Raw genomic sequence first — 13861 nt, 5'->3', positions numbered from 1 at the left:
CGCCGCCCGCTCACGCCGGAGGGTCCAGCAGCGCCGGCGTATGAACCGGTGCCGGTCCCCATGGTGACCGAACACTCATGCACGAAGTCGGCACAGCGGGGTAAGGGGTGCATGATCTAGTGTTCGACTGAGGCCGTTTGGCCTAACGCCGACGAAGGGTGTGTGCCATGGCTTCGCAGGACATGACGAGACGCATAGTGGATCTCCTCTCGACACGGGGGGAGGATCTGGCGCCCGCTTGGGGTTCGAAGGTGTCCGGCTCGCTGGGCGGCCGGGTGAGCAGGGCCGAGGTCGAGCGTGAGCTCGGGGAGCTCTACGCCGCTCTGGTGGCAGCGCTGGGCGAGGGAAGCCTGGACGCGCACGGGGAGGCGTTCGGCGAGGTGCGCGCGCTGCTGGCGGAGCTGTCCCGCAGCCGGGCGCAGCAGGGCTTCAGCCCCTCGGAGACCGCGCTGAGCGTCCTGGCCCTCAAGCAGGTGCTGGAGCCGACGCTGACCAGCGACGACGCCGATGTGCCCGCGTATCTGGCGTTCGCAGGGCTGGTGGACGCCCTGGGCCTGTTCACCATCGAGGTCTACTCCCGCACGCGGGAGGAGCTGATCGGCGCGCAGGCCGAGCAGCTGCTCGAACTGTCGACTCCCGTGGTCAAGCTGTGGGACGGCGTGATCGGGGTGCCGCTGGTGGGCACCCTGGACTCCGCCCGCACCATGGTGGTGATGGAGAAGATGCTCCAGGCGCTGATCGACAGCGGCTCGGAGCAGGCCATCATCGACATCACCGGCGTCCCGGCCGTGGACACCGAGGTCGCCCAGCACCTGCTGAAGACGGTCGTGGCCGCCCGGCTGATGGGCGCGGAGTGCACGATCTCCGGTATCCGCCCCCAGATCGCACAGACCATCGTCGCGCTGGGCATCGACTTCGGCGACATCGTCACCAAGGCCACCCTGGCCGACGCGCTGCGCCATGCGCTGCGTGCTTCCGGCGTGACCGTGTCGCGTACCACCCCGCTGGCCGCCCGATGACCGACCGCGTTCCGGTCCTGCAGATCGGGCAGGTGCTGCTGGTCTCCATCCAGACCGACCTGGACGACCACACCGTCATGGCCCTCCAGGACGACCTGGCGGCGAAGGTCGTGGAGACCGGTGCCCACGGTGTGGTGATCGACATCACGGCCGTGGAGATCGTCGACTCCTTCGTCGGCCGGATGCTGGCCACGATCGCGTCGATCTCCCGGATGCTCGACGCGGAGACCGTCGTGGTGGGCATGCGCCCGGCGGTGGCGATCACCCTGGTCGAGCTCGGGTTGTCGCTGGGCGGGGTCAAGACCGCCTTGACATTGCAGAAGGGTCTCCAGGTACTGGACCGCGCCCGCGCGCTCCGGCTCGGTGACGAGGATCGCGACGTGAGCGGCGAATCGCCGGACGCGAGGTCTGCACGAACTGATCCGGCCGAGTCGTGACAGCCCCGGGCCCCGCCGGCCCGAGGGTCCTGGCGATCACCACCAACGACGGCGTCGTGCAGGCGCGCCAGTTGGTGCGGGCGCTGGCCCAGGAGTGCCGGCTGTCCCTGGTCGAGCAGACGAAGCTGGTCACCGCGGCCAGTGAACTGGCTCGCAACACCCTGATCTACGGAGGCGGCGGCACGATGACCGCTGACCTGGTCCAGGAGCGCGGCCGTCGGGGGATACGCCTGGTCTTCGCCGACCAGGGGCCCGGTATCCCCGACCTGGACCTGGCGCTGACCGACGGCTGGACGTCCGGGACGGGAATGGGCCTCGGGCTTTCCGGATCCAAGCGGCTGGTGGACGACTTCCTGCTCGACACGGTGCCGGGAGAGGGCACGACGGTCACCGTCACCAAGTGGGCACGGTGACGGCGGGCGGCGGCATCCACCTGACGGAATGCGAGGACGTGGCCTGGTTCCGGGACCACGCGGAGGCCGCCCGGGGCAGCGCCGCCGCGCTGGCGCGCCGGATCGGCTTCACCGAGCAGCGCAGCGCCGAGGTCGTCCTCGCGGTGACCGAGATCGTGACGAACATGCGCAAGCACGCCATCGACGGCGCCCTCGCGCTGCGCGTGCTCCGTACTCCCCTGGTCGCGGGGATCGAGGTCGTGGTGACCGACCACGGGCCCGGGATCAGCGACATCGGCGCCGCCCTGCGGGACGGCTCTTCGACCGCCGGGACGCTGGGGATCGGCCTCGGCGCGGTCCGGCGGCTCGCCGACATCTTCGACATCCACTCGCGGCCCGGTCTTGGCACGGTCCAGATGGCGCGTTTCTGGCCCCGGCCCTCCGCGGAGGTGCCGGCGCCGGGAGAGTCGCTGGTCGCCGGGATCACCCGCCCCATCGGCGGTGAACTGGTGTGCGGTGACGCCTGGTCGGCGCGGACCGACAGCGGCGGACGGGAGCGGGAGCAGCAGGAGTCACAGGAGGGCCGCGAACGCCGCAACGCCCTGGACTGGCAGACCCTGACCGGTATGCGCAGGCCCGGCTCGGACGCCGGACGCGGCGCCGCGGAACAGCGCCCGGCGGTCCCGGCGCGGGCGGTCGGGCCGCGCAGGTCCGCTCCCCTGCGGTCGGCGGCGACCGGATCCGGCGAGGGCGTGCTGGTGATGCTGTGCGACGGCCTCGGCCACGGACCGCTGGCGGCCAAGGCCGGACAGGCCGCCGTCCAGGCCTTCCGCACCGGCTCGGCCCGCACACCGGAGCAGGCGATACAAGAGGTGCACCGGGCACTGCACGGCACCCGGGGTGCCGCCGTCGCCATCGCACGTATCGAAGCGGAGGGGCGGCGCCTGCTGTTCTGCGGGGTGGGCAACATCACCGCGGCGCTGGTGACCACCGACACCCGCTCCAACCTGCTGTCGCATCCCGGCATCGTGGGCCATCAGATGCGCCAGCTGCACACCTACGAGTACCCGTTGCCGGACCACGGGGCGCTGGTGATGCACTCCGACGGGCTGACGGAGCGCTGGACGCCCGCCGATCTGGCGGGGCTGATCGGCCACCGGCCCGTGGTGACCGCCGCGGGCCTGCTCCGGCACGCCGGTACGCGACGCGACGACGCGAGCGTGGTGGTCGCGAAGGGGGCCTGGTGAACCAGCCTGCCGACTCCCGCTCCACGTACGGGCCGTCCAGGGTGCTGCTGGCCACTCTGGCGACCGAGCAGGACATCTTCACGCTGCGCCGCCGCGCCAAGTCGCTCGCCGAGGCCATCGGCCTCGACAGCCGCGACCAGGTGCGCCTGGCCACGGCCGTGAGCGAGCTGGGCCGCGACCTGCTGCGTCCTGCCGCGATGACCGCCGTCTTCACGCTGCACCCGGCTCCTGCGGCGCTGGAGGTGGTCCTCTCCTGGACGGACGACCGCGTCCCCAGCGAGGAGTCGCTGAACGCCGTCACCCGCCTGCTGCCCGAGACCCGCCACCGCCCCGCTGCCGCGGGCGGTCGCGTCGAGATCGCCTATCCCCTGCCGGCCGCCGTCCTCGACCCCGCCCGGATCCGGGACATCCTGCACGCCGAGGCCCCGGTCAGCGCGATCGAGGACCTGCGGGCGCAGACCCAGGACCTGCTCGCCTCCCTCCAGGAGGCGCACGCGCAGCGCGACGAGCTGGAGCGGCTCAACGAGGAGCTCACCGAGACCAACGCCGGGGTGATGGCGCTCTACGCCGAACTCACCGTGGAGCACAAGGAGGTCGTGGAGCGCTACGCCGAGGAGCACGAACTCGCCCTGGCCCTCCAGCGCACCTTCCTGCCCACGACGCTGCCCGATGTGCCGGGGGTCGAGCTCGCCGTCCGCTACCTCCCGGCGACGTCCACGACGGAGATCGGCGGCGACTTCTACGAGGCGGTCCAGAGCCCGCACGGACTGCTGCTGGCCGTCGGCGACGTCGTCGGCCACTCCCTCAAGGCCGCGACCGTCATGGGCGAACTGCGCCACGCGCTGCGCGCCTACACCGCGGAAGGCCACCCCCCGCACGTACTCCTCGAACGCCTGGACAACCTGCTCCACCTGCACCGTCCCGGCTGGACCGCCACGGTGTGCATCATCCTGGTCGAACCCGGCAACCGGCGCGTGCGCATCGCCAATGCCGGGCACCTGCCGCCCCTGGTGGTGACCGCCGACGGTTCCGCGACCTACCTGGAGCGGCACGGGCCGCTCCTCGGCCTCAACCTGAACCGGCCCGAGGCCATCGCCTACGACATAGCCCCCGGCAGCCGGCTGCTGATGATCACCGACGGGCTCATCGAGACCCGCACCAGCGATCTCCGCGACCGCCTGCGTCTGCTCAGCGAGGTGACAGCCGGGGGGCCGCCTGCGCCCGAGGCGCTGTGCGACACACTCATAGAGCGCTTCGGCGAGCAGGCGGAGGACGACATCATCGTCTTCGCCGCGCTCCTGCACCCCGCCGAGGCTCCGCCCGATCAGCACCTGCAGCACGTACAGCACGTACAGCACGAGAAGTACGAACCCGGATCCTCCCGGTAGACCGGTGCCGGAGGGGGTAGACGGAGCCGGACGCCGCACGGTCGTGTCGCGGTACCGGCTTCCGTGTCCGCGTGTCAGAGAGGATGTGTCGGCCTGTGCAGGCAAGCGGTGACTTCGACGGCACCACCTCGGCGATCTCCGCGGCCCGGCGGCTGACGGCCGGCTTCCTCCGGCGGGCGAAGGACGAGCGCGGTGTGCCGGTGAGCGACCGCTCGCTCGACGACGCCCAACTGGTGGTGAGCGAACTGGTCACCAACGCCGTCAGGCACGCCCCCGGCCCCTGCCGCGTGCTGCTGGAGATCATCGGCGACCGGCTGCGGATCACCGTGCGGGACTCTTCCGCCGCGCTGCCGACGATCCTCGCGCCCGACCCTGCGCGGGTGGGCCGCCACGGCATGGAGATCGTCGTCGCCCTGTGCGGCGTCCTGAGCGTCGCCCACCGTCCGGAGGGCGGGAAGCACATCACCGTCGACCTCGGTCTGGTCACCTGAGCCGACGGTGGGCGTCGTGCGGGCTGTGCGCTGCCCGGATGGGCCCCCTGCCGGGGCCGATCGGGTCAGGAGGGGACGGGATGACCTCCGTCGCCTTCCACGACGGTGCGTGCGGCTTCCCCGTGGTCGGGGTCCTCGACGATGGTGACGTCGACGGTGCCGTCACCGGTGGTGTCGAACTGGTAGAGGTCGGCCTTGCCGTCACCTGTGGTGTCGACCATCCAGACGTCGGCCTTGCCGTCGCCGTTGGTGTCTGCGCTGAGCAGCAGGTGCTCCTCGCCCGGGGTCTCGCTCGTCTCATGTGTCATGGCTGCCGCGTGCCCCTGCGCGGGGTCGGCAAACCGCCACCCGGCCCATGGGCTGGTCGGGGTGGACGGGGACGCTCAGCGGCCGGAGGGGACGTGGACGCCTGCGCCTCCCGAGCCGTACTTCGCCACGTGCGCGGGCCAGCTCTTGGCGGTGGTGATGTCGTACCAGGTGTCGATGGTCGGGTCGAAGAAGTCCGGGCCGGGTTGCTTGATCTCCGACACCCCGAGGTGGTCGAGCCGCCGGTCGCCCTGGATGGTCTCCTTGACGAAGGTGTCGATGCGTTCGCCGTAGAACCTGGCGCGGGCACCGTCCTTGGCCGCCTGGGTGGGAGCCCGTTCGATCGCCTCGGTCTGCGCCTCGGTGAAGCCTTCCGCGTGGAAGCGCTCCTGCGCCTGGTCCACGTGCTCCATCAGCGCCTGGAGGGTCGCGTCCGCCTTCGCCGCCGGGGACTCCGGCGTGACGACCTCGGAGTCGGCCGAAGGGCTTTCGAACGCCGCCCGCTCGCTGAGCCCGGACTCCAGCATGTCGGCTTCGACGTCCCCCGCGGCCTCGGCTCCCGCCTGGTGCTCGGCGAATTCGTCCGCGATCTGCTCGCCAAGGGACGGGCCTTCGCCGGGTACGGGGGGCTCGTAGCCCCCTCCCCCGCCCGAGCCGCCGGTCTCGCTGCCCGTGACCCGGCCCTCGCCCGCCATGCCGGTCGGGCCCTCCCCCGCCATGCCCGTGGGGCCTTCACCCGCCATCCCGACCGGGCCTTCACCCGCCATGCCCGTCGGGCCCTGGGAGCCGGCGCCGCCCTCGATGACGCGCAGTTCCGGGCGCGGGGGGCCGTCGGTCGTCGGCAATGTGCCGTCCGCGGTCATGGCGGCAGGCTCTGTCCCGGGGTACGCGTTGTCGTTGGCGGGCGGCCCGGAATCGAGGTCGACGGGTTCGAGCGCCGGCTCAGCGGGCGGTACGGCATTGTCGTTGGCCGGCCCGCCGGACTCCGGCGCGGCCGACTCCGGGCCCGCGGCCGACTCCGGGCCCGCGGCCGTCTCGGCCGGTGCGGGGGCTTCCGCGGTCGGGCCGGCCTCGGGCGCCGGTGCCGGTTCTGCGGCGGGCGCCGCCTCGGGCGCCGGGGCCGCTTCCGGTACGGGCGTGCCCTCGGGCACCGGAGCCGGCTCAGCGACGGGGGTGCCCTCGCCGACCACGGGGCCCTCGCCCGCCGGTGCGCCACGCCCGCCACCGCCGCCGAGCAGCTTGCCGCCGAACTCCATCGCCTTGGCCATGCCGATCTGGAGCGCCATGGCCCCCGCGTTCTGCGCGTCCTCGGTCATCTGGTCGGAGGATTGCTGGAGTTGGGTGGCCGTCGACGCGGTGGACGCGTCGATGAGGTTCTTGATGAAGACCAGGCCGTGCAGGACCAGGGCGACACCCGCCGCCCACAGTGCCCACGGCCCCACCGTCGAGGCGACGGTGCCGCAGAACAGGATGATCGGGGCCAGTGCCGCGCCCACCGCGCCGAAGGAGAAGATGGACCCGATGATGGCGATCGCGGTGAGGATGATGCCGATCGCGACCGCCAGGCCCGCGATGGAGCCCAGGACGATGGTGACGCCGGTGGCGATGTCGGCCGAGGACTTCAGGGCGTTGCCGAGCGGGTCCTTGGACCACTGCTCGGCGCTGAAGAGGTTGGCGACACCGGAGGCGATCTGGCCGAAGCCGTTGACGACGCCCATCAGCGAGGCCCGCGGGTCGACGAAGCCGCGCAGCAGGCCGAGGCCGAACTTCGCGAAGTCGGTGTCGCCGATGCCGGTCAGCAGATGGCGGCCGGTCAGGCGCAGCGCGATACCGGCCCGTTGGGAGGCAGTGAGCTGTTCGAAGTGGCCGCCGCACTCCCTGTCGATCTCCGCGATCTCGTCGGCCTTGCGCTGTTCCTCCTTGGCCTGGTGGGCCGCTGCCGACGCCGCGCTTGGCGGGTCCTCACCGGTCAGCCAGGGCGGCAGCGTACGGGTGATCGCGCCCGAGGGGTCATAGCGGGTGCGCCCCTCGTACGCGGCGCGCTGCACCGGGACGCCGGCGCGGCGCGCGGGGACCGGCGGGGGCATCGCGGACATGCCGCTGAGGTACGCGGCCTGCGCGGCGGCCAGGCGCGCCTCCATGGCCGCGGACGCGGTGTGCAGGGCCGTGCCCTGCGCGTCGAGGGCGTCGGCCGAGGCGCGGTGGGCGGCGGGTTGCGCGGCGAAGCCGTCCAGGCGGGACTTGGCCGCGGCGTTCTGCCCGGTCATGGCCGCGGCCTTGGCCTCGGACTGGGCGACGGCCGCCTCGGTCTCGCCGATCCTGCCTTCGGTGGCGGTGTTGGAGACCGCGGCCGCCGCGGCCTCCTCCGCCAACTGGCCGGCGCGGGCCTTGGTCTGCCCGATCGTGCTGTCGACGGTGCCCATGTCGTGGCCGACCCGGGTCAGCTGACCCCCCTGCTCGGCTGACTTGCCTGCGGCCTCGCCGTCTTCCGGGGTGTTGGCCGCGTTCTCCGCCGCCAGCTGTCCGGACTCGGCGGCCATCGGCCCGGACTTCTGCGCGCCCTCGTCGCTCTTCGCGGTCACCTGGGGGGCGCCGGCCGCGACGGCGGCCGCCTTCTCCTTGGAGACGCCGAGCGCGCCCCTGGCCTGCTCGGCCGCGCTCCGCCGGTGGGCGCTGTGCTCCTTGAGCGCGGCCACACCGGCGTCGCTGTCGGCGACCGCGGCCCGTCCGGCCTGGAGCATGGCCTCCATCTGGTGCCCCTGGGAGCGTTCGGCCGCGGCGGCGGTACGCACCTGGTGGGCGCCGGCGCGCAGGGCCTGCACCCGCGACGCCACGGAGGCGGCCGCGCCTTCCAGCGCGGGGTTGGCCGGGATCTCCCGCCCGCCGCCGTCGACGGTGGTCAGCGGGGGTTCGACGGCGACGGGGGCGGGCGGCTCCGGCGGTGTCCCCTCCTGCGCGAGTGCGGCGGCCCGCGCGGCGAGCTGCCCTGCCGCGGCGGCCTCGCCCGCGCCGGGGGCGCCGGCCCCGCCGCCGGTGGTGGCGGGCGGGGCTCCCCCCGCGGCCGCCACCGGCTCGGGCGGCTTGGCTGCCTCGGCCTTGGCCTCGCCTGCCGCGGCGCCGGCCGAGGACTGGGCGCCGCTGGTGTCGGTGGGGGTCACCGCGCCGGACATGGCGCGCTTCTGCTTGGCCTTCTCGGCCGCGACCTCCTCCGGTGACGGGGGCTCAGCCGCTGTGTCCGGTTCGCCGCCGCCTTCGCCGTCCTCGGCCCGGGCGGCCTTGGCGGCGGCGATCTGCTGCTCGGCCCTGCCCTGGAGGGCGGCGGACATGTCCTCACCGGCGCGCTGGACGGTGAGGGGGGCGGCGCCCTGCGGCCCGGCGCCGTCCAGGGCGCGCCGCTGGTTCGCGACCAGCCCGGCGACCGCGCTGTTGCCTGCCGAACGCTGCAGGCCGAGCAGCCAGCCTGCGCGGTGCCCGGCTGCGGTCGGGGGTTGCGCGGGTGCGGGCGCCGGCCGGTCGCCGGTCAGCGCGGACGCGGGCTCGGGAGCGGACGGGCGGACCCGGTCGGGGCCGTCCGGCATGTCGGCGTGGCCGGGCCCGCGCGTCCCTGCTGTCACCCCCGCACGGTCCCAGCCGGCCGCCGGTGCGGCCAGCGCCGCGCGTGTGGCCGAAAGGGAAGACTTGCTGCCCTAACCGGCATCCGCAACGGCCCAGGGGGCAGCGGGTGGTTGTGCGACACTCGCCCCATGCGACGCCGTGTCGACCTGAGCCGGCTGCCCGCCGCCGCCCGGTACGCCGTGGCCCTGGCGGTGGTCGCCACCGTGGTGGGCGCAGTACTGCTGGTGCGGGCGGGCGGCGGTGACGACGAGCCGGCCGGCTGGTACACCGCCGTGGTCAAGGTCGGGGCCGTCGCGCTGCTGGTGTATCTGGCCGGGCGACTGGTGTGGTGGGTACGGAGCAGGGCACGCCGCGAGCCGCCGGGCGGCCGCTGACCGGGGGCGTACCCGGCTCGGCGGATCACGGGCGGCAGGGGCTCACCGTCGGAGCACGTCGTAGGCCAGGTGCGTGGTGTTCGGCGTCGGTGTCACGCTTCGCCGCACCAGGGTGTGCGGTGCGCCGCCGGTGAACAGGCGTGTCCCGGCGCCCAGCACGACGGGGGCGAGGTGCAGCCGCAACTCGTCGACCAGCCCGGCGTCGAGCGCCGAGCCGACCGTGGCCCCGCCGCCCATGAGGACGACGTCGAGGTCCCGGCCGCAGCGGGACGACGCCGCCTCGGCCCGCTCCCTGGCCGCGGTGACGGCGTCGGCCAGGCCGGTGGTGACGAACGTCCAGTCGAGGTCGGTGAGCCGCACCGACTCGGGCGGTGAACTCGTCACGACGACGAAGGCGGGCTCGCCGACCTCGCGGGCGCCGTAGCCGGTCTCGTCGTCCCAGCCGTTCGGCCCGTCGACGATGTCGAAGAGCCGGCGCCCCAGGACGACCGCCCCCGAGCGGGCCGTGGCCTCACTGAGGACCCGGCGGTCGTCGGGGTCGTCCGAGAACGCCCAGATGTGCAGGGCCTCGCCCCCGACGCCCAGCCCGTTGTCCTGCCCGGCGTCCGGCCCGGTGACGAAGCCGTCGAGGGAGACGGAGATGTCAGCGATGATTCGAGTCATACCTGGGCAGACCGGATCCCCCGCCCGAACTCATCGCTCGGGCGGGGGCCGCCGCACACCGGACGCGGGAGTGCTCCCGGGGCGCGACGGACGCTGAGGACCGCCCGGCGATCCCGGGCGGGCACTACGACAGCCACGGCACCTCGCTGCGGTTCCGGGACAGCCCTCAGGCCGGCGCGGGAAGGTCGCGCATGTGGCGGAGCGGCGGGAAGAACACGAACCAGCCGGCCGCCATGGACCCGGCGGCGGCCAGCCAGAGCGTGGGCCGCACCCCGATCCGCGTGCCCAGCAGCCCGCCCAGCACGGCGCCGAGCGGCAACGTCCCCCACACGACCCAGCGGACGGCCGCGCTCATCCGCCCCATGAGCCCCGGCGGTGTCACCGACTGCCGGTGACTGAGCTGTGCGACGTCGTACACCACCCCGGCGAAGACGCGGCGCCCGAACCCAGCGGGAAGAGCAGCACCCCCAGCCCCGCCAGGCGACGGGGGCGACGACCTGCGGGGCGCTGACCACCAGCATCGACACCCTGATGATCCGCGCGGAGCCGATCCGCTCGGCGAGGCGACCGGCGAACACTCCCCCGGCGACCCCGCCGGCGGCGGAGACCGCCACGATCAGGCCGATCAGCCCGGCGTGGACGTGCAGCACCCGGATGAGGAAGATCGTCCCCAGCGCCGAGGCCATGCCGCCGAACAGGTTCGCGGTCCCCGTGCACGCCACGACCTTGCGCAGCACGTCGTGCCTGACGACGAAGCCCAGGCCCTCGGCGATCCGGCTCCGCAACGTCTCGTCCGCCTGCCGCCGAGGCGGCGGCGCCTCGCGCTTCCTGATCCCGGATATCGCGGCGACCGAGACCGCGTAGGAGATCGGGTCGGCCGTCATCGCCCCCGCGGCGCCGAACACCGCGAGCAGGCCGCCGCCGAGGCCGGGGCCGCCGAGTCGGGCGAACGCCTGAGTGGTCCCCAGCCTGCCGTTGGCCTCCATCCGGTGCTCGGCGCTGATCAGCGACAGCACGTAACTCTGGTAGGAGACGTCGAAGAACACCGTGCACACACCGGCGGTCGCGCTACGGCGTGGAGCTGGGCCATCGTCAGGGTGCCGAACGCGGCCACCAGGGGGATCGATCCGATGGCCAGGAGGCGGAGGATGCCGCAGACGATCATGATGGAGCGTTTGGTGCCGCGGTCGACGATCGCACCCGCGGGCAGCGCGACCACCGCGAACGCCGCCGTGGCGGCGGCCGCCGGCAGGCCGACCTGGAAGGTGCTCGCCTTGAGCGCGACGACGGCGACCAGCGGCAGTGCGACCGTGGTGACCGCCGAGCCCATCTCGCTGACCGCCTGGCCGCCCCAGAGCAGGAGGAAATCCCGCGGGCGCCACGGGCTCCGTGCCTCGGACTCGGGCTCGACATCAGGGCTCGTCGGCAACTCCCGTCACCGCGCCGGCCTGGATGCCGCTCCCGCGGTCCGGGCTGGATCACCGGAAAGCCTTCGACATCGTCTCCTGCCCGCGGTCGCCGGTCGGCTCGGGAGCATCCCGGTCAGCGGTGGACCGGCAGCGGGCGGTGCGGGGCGCGGCCCTCAGCCCTGGCGGACCCGGGCGCGGCTGGCGCGACGCCGCAGCGCGCGGCGCTCCTCCTCGCCGAGCCCGCCCCAGACGCCGACGTCCTGGCCGGTGTCCAGCGCCCATTGGCGGCACCGGTCCATGACCGGGCAGCGGTTGCAGACGGCCTTGGCCTCTTCGATCTTCAGCAGCGCGGGGCCGGAGGTGCCGACGGGAAAGAACAGTTCGGGGTCCTCGTCACGGCACGCGGCGTGGTCTTGCCAGTCGTGGGTCATGGTTCCTCCATCGCTCGATCTGCCTCGGCGGGGGGTTCGGCGCGGCCCGCACGGCAGGCGGCCGCTCCCGGGCGTCCGAGGGCGGGCGGTTCGTCAGCCGAGCGCCACCACGAGCGCTGCGGCGATCACGATCAGGACGGCCGCGGAGAGCAGGACGATGTGGCGCAGGGGCAGCGAGCCCGCGGCGTGGTGGCTGGGCCTGCCCTCTCGTGCGTGCTTGTGCGGGTGGCCGACAGTCGTGTCGGCGCCCCACTGGTGGCTGCCGGGTGTCGTCATCCTCAAGTGCGTCATGCTGATCTCCTGACCGCTGAGCGGAAATCGAATCGGGAAGTTCGGGCCGGGGTGGAAAAAGAGCCTCAGCTCTCCTCGGGATCGGGTCGCCCGGCTTGCTGCGCTTCCTCGATGGCCTCGGTGTAGGAGTCGAGCACTTCGTCCATGGCCGCGTCCTCCACGGCGTCGTCGAGCAGCGGCGGGTCGGGGGTCTCAGGGGTTCGCGGTGTGTCGGTCATACCCGCCGTATTGCCCGATCGGGCCAGACCATTGCCAACACGTGAAATCTCGGGCTCCGTCATTGCAGGTCGGGGCCAGGGCCGGTGACGATCAAGCAGCCCCGAGCTGCAGCTCCTGCGGTGTGCCGCCGCAGGGGTCACGAGGTGCGGCCGGTCGAGAAACTCACGGAGCAGACCATGACATCGAGCAGATCGAACCTTCCCGGACGTCCGACCCGCCGGGCGGTGCTCGCCACCGGAGCGGCGGTCGCAGGGGTCAGCGCCCTCGGCGCGGGCCCGGCGCGCGCCGCCGCCGGCCACCGTGCGGCTGGCGCCTCGCGTCCCGGGGGCCTCGGCGCTTCGCTCTACTCGGTCGTCGAGGGCTACAGCCGCTGGCCGATCCACCGGACCGGGACGCGGGAGGAGTCGGCGGCGCTCGACTGGCTCGAGCGCGAGTTGCGCGGCCGGGGCGCGCTCACCGGCCGGTGGGGCTACGACTACCCGCACTACCGGTGGTCGGCCGAGGTCCGGGTCGGCAGGGTCCGGCTGCCGACCGTTCCGCTGTACTACGAGGGCGTCGGCCGGGTACGGGGCCGCGCGCAGTTCGTGCGGCCGGTGACGACCAGCAAGGACGGGAGCGACCCGGCGGTGCTCGCGGCGGTGGCCGAGGCCGCCGTGGCCGGTGCGGACGTCGCGGTGCTGCCCACGACCAGTACGACGGCGGCCGGTTACCCGTCGTACGACGGTCTCGTGGGCTACAACAGCGACCCCGACGCCCCGAAGACCGGCGTCCCGACGCTGCTCGTCCCGGGACGGGACGCGGACCGGATCCAGCGGTACGGCGCCGACGTCGACTTCGCCGCGCGGACCGTCCGCGCCCATGCGTACTGCCTGACGGGCTGGTTCGGCACCCGCAGGCCGGTGGCCGACCCGATCGTCGTCACCACTCCGCTGACCGGATGGTTCACCTGCGCCGCCGAGCGCGGGACCGGCGTCGCGCTGGCGCTCGAGCTGGCTGCGGAGTTGTCGCGCGAGCACCCGGTGTTCTTCCTCGGCAACACCGGCCACGAGCTGAACAACTACGGCGCCCGGGCCTACCTGGCCGAGGAGTTCGACCTGGCGCCGCGCGCCGTCTTCCACCTGGGTTCCGCGCTCGCGGCTGCCGCGGCCGGGCCGGACGGGCACTTCGAGCTGGCGCCGCGCGGCGCGGCGAGCAACCCCGCTTTCGACGCGGTGCCCGGGCTCGCGGCCGACCTCGCCGCCGCGAGGTTCAACCAGGCGGCGAAGTTCCCCGGCGAGGGGGCGGTGTGGAACGCGGCCCTGGGCCCGGCGGTCCCGCTGCTGTCCCTTGCGGGCAACTTCCGCGAGTTCCACACGCCCGACGACACGCCCGGGGTGACGACCTCGGCGGAGGTGCTCGAGCAGGCCTACGACGCGGTACGTGCCGCGGCGCGCGACCTGATCTCCGCGACCTGATCCCCGCTCCCCGACCGGAGCTGCCCGACGGCAGCCGCCTGACGGCTGGCCGCTGCCGCCTGGCCGCAACGCGGCGACGGGCGGGCCGCGACGACGCGCGGCCCGCCCGTTCTGCCCTTCCCGTG

The 13861-nt window shown here is 73.8% G+C and carries 15 protein-coding genes and 2 pseudogenes; 8 read left to right on the top strand and 9 right to left on the bottom strand.

The features are described 5' to 3' along the window. Positions 1 to 167 precede the first annotated feature (167 nt). From ACGFMP_RS24785 to ACGFMP_RS24760, 6 genes and pseudogenes are all read left to right on the top strand, one after another. Positions 168 to 1019, top strand: coding sequence for an STAS domain-containing protein (locus ACGFMP_RS24785; RefSeq protein WP_393675170.1), 852 nt, complete (start codon positions 168 to 170; stop codon positions 1017 to 1019). After that, a pseudogene (locus ACGFMP_RS24780) lies at positions 1016 to 1366 on the top strand (STAS domain-containing protein); the annotation flags it as partial. The gene ACGFMP_RS24785 and the pseudogene ACGFMP_RS24780, both read left to right, overlap by 4 nt. An 86-nt stretch (positions 1367 to 1452) precedes the next feature. Next, on the top strand, positions 1453 to 1869 hold the full coding sequence (locus ACGFMP_RS24775) for an anti-sigma regulatory factor (protein WP_393675169.1): 417 nt from the start codon (positions 1453 to 1455) through the stop codon (positions 1867 to 1869). Beyond that, on the top strand, positions 1857 to 3095 hold the full coding sequence (locus ACGFMP_RS24770; protein ID WP_393675168.1) for an ATP-binding protein: 1239 nt from the start codon (positions 1857 to 1859) through the stop codon (positions 3093 to 3095). The genes ACGFMP_RS24775 and ACGFMP_RS24770 overlap by 13 nt, the downstream gene beginning before the upstream one ends. Continuing rightward, on the top strand, positions 3092 to 4483 hold the full coding sequence (locus ACGFMP_RS24765; protein WP_393675167.1) for a PP2C family protein-serine/threonine phosphatase: 1392 nt from the start codon (positions 3092 to 3094) through the stop codon (positions 4481 to 4483). Before ACGFMP_RS24770 ends, ACGFMP_RS24765 begins: the two co-directional genes overlap by 4 nt. Positions 4484 to 4578: 95 nt before the next feature. After that, a complete protein-coding gene (locus ACGFMP_RS24760; RefSeq protein WP_393675166.1) occupies positions 4579 to 4974 on the top strand; it encodes an ATP-binding protein in 396 nt (131 codons plus the stop codon). A gap of 65 nt (positions 4975 to 5039) precedes the next feature. Here the strand turns inward: ACGFMP_RS24760 and ACGFMP_RS24755 are convergent, their stop codons facing one another. Then, a complete protein-coding gene (locus ACGFMP_RS24755) occupies positions 5040 to 5282 on the bottom strand; it encodes a hypothetical protein (protein ID WP_393675165.1) in 243 nt (80 codons plus the stop codon). Positions 5283 to 5357: 75 nt separating this feature from the next. Further along, positions 5358 to 8894 (bottom strand): hypothetical protein, encoded by a 3537-nt coding sequence (locus ACGFMP_RS24750; RefSeq protein ID WP_393675164.1) that lies wholly within the window; start codon positions 8892 to 8894, stop codon positions 5358 to 5360. Between the two features lie 129 nt (positions 8895 to 9023). On the opposite strand from ACGFMP_RS24750, the gene ACGFMP_RS24745 reads away from it, so the two are divergent. Then, positions 9024 to 9269 carry a hypothetical protein gene (locus ACGFMP_RS24745; protein WP_393675163.1) on the top strand — a complete coding sequence of 82 codons (246 nt, stop codon included), beginning with the start codon at positions 9024 to 9026 and terminating at the stop codon, positions 9267 to 9269. Between the two features lie 42 nt (positions 9270 to 9311). Here the strand turns inward: ACGFMP_RS24745 and ACGFMP_RS24740 are convergent, their stop codons facing one another. The 7 genes and pseudogenes from ACGFMP_RS24740 to ACGFMP_RS24710 all read right to left on the bottom strand — a co-directional run bounded on the left by ACGFMP_RS24740 (position 9312) and on the right by ACGFMP_RS24710 (position 12281). Continuing rightward, positions 9312 to 9932: a dihydrofolate reductase family protein gene (locus ACGFMP_RS24740; RefSeq protein WP_393675162.1), complete on the bottom strand. Its 621-nt coding sequence runs from the start codon at positions 9930 to 9932 to the stop codon at positions 9312 to 9314. A 166-nt stretch (positions 9933 to 10098) separates the two neighbouring features. Then, the gene (locus tag ACGFMP_RS24735; RefSeq protein WP_393675234.1) at positions 10099 to 10287 is read right to left on the bottom strand and encodes a hypothetical protein; all 189 of its coding nucleotides are present in this window, start codon (positions 10285 to 10287) and stop codon (positions 10099 to 10101) included. Positions 10288 to 10465: 178 nt separating this feature from the next. Next, positions 10466 to 10948: pseudogene (locus ACGFMP_RS24730) on the bottom strand (MFS transporter); the annotation flags it as partial. Then, positions 10936 to 11361 carry an MFS transporter gene (locus ACGFMP_RS24725; RefSeq protein ID WP_393675161.1) on the bottom strand — a complete coding sequence of 142 codons (426 nt, stop codon included), beginning with the start codon at positions 11359 to 11361 and terminating at the stop codon, positions 10936 to 10938. The pseudogene ACGFMP_RS24730 and the gene ACGFMP_RS24725, both read right to left, overlap by 13 nt. Before the next feature lie 153 nt (positions 11362 to 11514). Next, entirely contained in the window at positions 11515 to 11772 is a 258-nt protein-coding gene (locus ACGFMP_RS24720; protein WP_393675160.1) for a WhiB family transcriptional regulator, read from the bottom strand. 93 nt (positions 11773 to 11865) lie between these two features. Continuing rightward, positions 11866 to 12063 carry a hypothetical protein gene (locus ACGFMP_RS24715; RefSeq protein ID WP_393675159.1) on the bottom strand — a complete coding sequence of 66 codons (198 nt, stop codon included), beginning with the start codon at positions 12061 to 12063 and terminating at the stop codon, positions 11866 to 11868. Between the two features lie 65 nt (positions 12064 to 12128). Further along, the gene (locus tag ACGFMP_RS24710) at positions 12129 to 12281 is read right to left on the bottom strand and encodes a hypothetical protein (RefSeq protein WP_393675158.1); all 153 of its coding nucleotides are present in this window, start codon (positions 12279 to 12281) and stop codon (positions 12129 to 12131) included. A 177-nt stretch (positions 12282 to 12458) separates the two neighbouring features. Here ACGFMP_RS24710 and ACGFMP_RS24705 point away from each other — a divergent pair, with 177 nt between their 5' ends. Next, on the top strand, positions 12459 to 13736 hold the full coding sequence (locus ACGFMP_RS24705) for a hypothetical protein (protein ID WP_393675157.1): 1278 nt from the start codon (positions 12459 to 12461) through the stop codon (positions 13734 to 13736). Positions 13737 to 13861 lie beyond the last annotated feature (125 nt).

It is taken from the genome of Streptomyces sp. NPDC049040, assembly GCF_043197715.1.
Lineage (GTDB): Bacteria > Actinomycetota > Actinomycetes > Streptomycetales > Streptomycetaceae > Actinacidiphila.
This window is presented reverse-complemented; position numbering and strand designations above follow the sequence as displayed.

Excerpts from the sequence above, each read along its gene's own strand:
- ACGFMP_RS24785 (WP_393675170.1), top strand. The coding sequence starts at position 168 with ATGGCTTCGCAGGACATGACGAGACGCATAGTGGATCTCCTCTCGACA.
- ACGFMP_RS24755 (WP_393675165.1), bottom strand. The coding sequence starts at position 5,282 with ATGACACATGAGACGAGCGAGACCCCGGGCGAGGAGCACCTGCTGCTC.
- ACGFMP_RS24745 (WP_393675163.1), top strand. The coding sequence starts at position 9,024 with ATGCGACGCCGTGTCGACCTGAGCCGGCTGCCCGCCGCCGCCCGGTAC.
- ACGFMP_RS24740 (WP_393675162.1), bottom strand. The coding sequence starts at position 9,932 with ATGACTCGAATCATCGCTGACATCTCCGTCTCCCTCGACGGCTTCGTC.
- ACGFMP_RS24735 (WP_393675234.1), bottom strand. The coding sequence starts at position 10,287 with ATGAGCGCGGCCGTCCGCTGGGTCGTGTGGGGGACGTTGCCGCTCGGC.
- ACGFMP_RS24720 (WP_393675160.1), bottom strand. The coding sequence starts at position 11,772 with ATGACCCACGACTGGCAAGACCACGCCGCGTGCCGTGACGAGGACCCC.
- ACGFMP_RS24715 (WP_393675159.1), bottom strand. The coding sequence starts at position 12,063 with ATGACGCACTTGAGGATGACGACACCCGGCAGCCACCAGTGGGGCGCC.
- ACGFMP_RS24710 (WP_393675158.1), bottom strand. The coding sequence starts at position 12,281 with ATGACCGACACACCGCGAACCCCTGAGACCCCCGACCCGCCGCTGCTC.
- ACGFMP_RS24705 (WP_393675157.1), top strand. The coding sequence starts at position 12,459 with ATGACATCGAGCAGATCGAACCTTCCCGGACGTCCGACCCGCCGGGCG.